Source organism: Bacteroides oleiciplenus YIT 12058 (assembly GCF_000315485.1).
Taxonomy (GTDB): domain Bacteria; phylum Bacteroidota; class Bacteroidia; order Bacteroidales; family Bacteroidaceae; genus Bacteroides; species Bacteroides oleiciplenus.
The window spans coordinates 1-2,512 of record NZ_JH992954.1; the positions used below are offsets into that span (position 1 = coordinate 1).

Consider the following 2,512-nt stretch of genomic DNA (forward strand, 5'->3'; position numbering starts at 1 on the left):
ACCTTATAGTAGGCTACCGCTGACGGAACAGCGGGTTAAATCTTGCAATATACATTGCTGTTTAACAATCAATTACGTGACTTTTCAGGTCACACATCGGGTAAGTCAAGGGCATTACTGCCCCCTTCTCCCCTAAGAACCGTACGTGAGAGTTTCCCCTCATACGGCTCAAGCAACTCAATATTTCTATTTGTTGTTAGAAATCGGCTCATACTTTCAACAGTTTCGTTTATTTCGCTTGTAGCAGTTGTTATGGACAAGTTGCCGTACAATTGAACCACCAACAGATATTTCATTGACGTTCCATGCTTTTGTACAATCTATCTCCTTGCCGCATAACGGACAAGTCCGCTTCTGCTTGTTCCATAAATATAAGAGTGACTTACGTCCTTTGAGAGATTCCAGCATTTGTTGCTCCTTTCGCTGAAAGAAATAATCATCATATTCCGGGTCGAAAGGGTTTGCCTCCCCCTTGACTTGCTTGTACGGAGTATAATGTATATCCGACAACCTTTTAAGGGTCAGGTAGTTCACTTTCTTGCTTTTTGTTTCATATTTCCATGCAAACGTCCATTTACGCCCCCGAATTTCATGCCAATACTTATCTGCAACCCAAGACTTGCGTTTCTTTGGGTGGCGACGTAAAGCCCATTTCTTTGTGAGGTTGTAAATGTGATTGTCGCAACCGTGAAAAGCATTGGTTGATGCACCATATCGGTAATAGTTTCCCCAACCTGTTATCACAGGATTGAGCATTCGTATCAGCGATTCCTGCTTACACATTTTATGTCCTTTAACGATGTCACTGATTTTTGCCCTAAAGCGTTTCTGTGCATCTTTGGACGGAGATGTGTACAGCCTTTTGCCGAACTTCCTTACATTGAAACCTAAGAAATCAAATCCATCGTATATGTTCGTAATGGTAGTTTTCTCTTCGGATAAGGTAAGACCCCTTTCTTTGAGAAATTCTATCACCATTGGTTTGACCTCGTTTTCCAATAATTCCTTATCTCGACCTGTGATTATAAAGTCGTCCGCATACCTGATAAGATTCACTTTGTAGTGGAATGTCTTATAGTTGATGAAACGTCTTTTGAATCTTTCAGCCAAGAGTGGTTGAAGTCCGTCAAGTGCCATATTTGCAAGTGTCGGTGATATGATACCTCCTTGTGGTGTACCCTCTTCTGTCGGGAACAGTTTACCATTGAATACAGCTCCACATTTCAGCCATTTTCTGAGTATTGTTTTATCCATAGGGATATTTTCAATAAGCCAGCCGTGACTGATGTGGTCGAAGCAACCCTTAATATCTCCCTCCAAAATCCATTCGGGGGAATGCTGGCGATTTAGAACCGTATCAATCTGACGAATTGCGTCCATTGTCCTGCGCTTCTTTCGGAAGCCGTAAGAAAAACGGTCGCCTGTCGTTTCGGCTATCGGTTCCAATGCCATGAGATATAATGCTTGCATCGCCCTGTCTTTCATGGTCGGTATTCCCAACGGTCGGAGTTTACCGTTCTTTTTCTTGATGTGAACCCTACGGAGCGGCTGTGGATGGTAGCCACGACGTCTAAGTTCACCGATTGCTTTGTACTTGCGCTTGGGAGAGTCCCAAAGCTGTTTATCTACTCCAGACGTATTCTTCCCTTTGTTGGAAGTAACCCTCTTTACTGCCAATGCCTTGGCGTAAAAAGAGTGGGTAAGCATCCACTGCAAGGTTTTCACCTTGTTATGTCTGCCTTCTTTCTGAGCCTTTACAATACGCGCTTGTAGCTTTCGGACATAGGTTTCACACTTAGACCAGTTCATACCGTCCCAAGTCAGATTCCTGCTGTCAGCAGGCGCACACGATGTTTTAATCTCGTTCATTTGCTTTCCTCCTTTTGAAAGTTCTAAAAGTTATCTTGTAAAGAGTTACCATATACGGAAGTCTGCCCACTTTCGTGTCGGATGATGTTACCCTCATTAACTCGTGATGTTGGTTCAATCCGTATCCTCCCCATTACAGGGCGGCATTCGCTTTCTCCGTTATCTCATACCTGCACCCCATTCGGCTTGCCTTGCGGTTCGCTTACTCGCATTATTACGAGAGAGATACAGGCTTGCCCTGTTCCACGCAATTGACAAACGGATAGTTTAGGTTCTGCCAAGTCCGCCGGCAGTGCTATGTCCGTGTAACCCCAACATGGGCGAGGGTTATCCGACTGCTTACCTTTTGGTGAGAGCTAAAGTATCTTGCGCTCCTTCAAACCTTACGACGGCTAAAGTCAGTTCACATTACGTTAACCATGCTATCCAGCCTCGCCACTCGACGGTATGATACTAACCGCCCTTGACGTTCCCTCACGGTTCAGTCTTGTCCTTTCGGAAAGTGTACTTTGTCCTATAAGCTTAGCACAACCCATCACTGGAGATGCACCTTATAGTAGGCTACCGCTGACGGAACAGCGGGTTAAATCTTGCAATATACATTGCTGTTTAACAATCAATTACGTGACTTTTCAGGTCACAC

The 2,512-nt window shown here is 44.4% G+C and carries 1 protein-coding gene; it reads right to left on the reverse strand.

What is annotated here, in order from left to right; all coding sequences use genetic code 11:
* Window positions 1-216: 216 nt before the first annotated feature.
* Window positions 217-1,869, reverse strand: coding sequence for a group II intron reverse transcriptase/maturase (gene ltrA / locus HMPREF9447_RS27320; protein WP_005647529.1), 1,653 nt, complete (start codon window positions 1,867-1,869; stop codon window positions 217-219).
* Window positions 1,870-2,512: the final 643 nt, after the last annotated feature.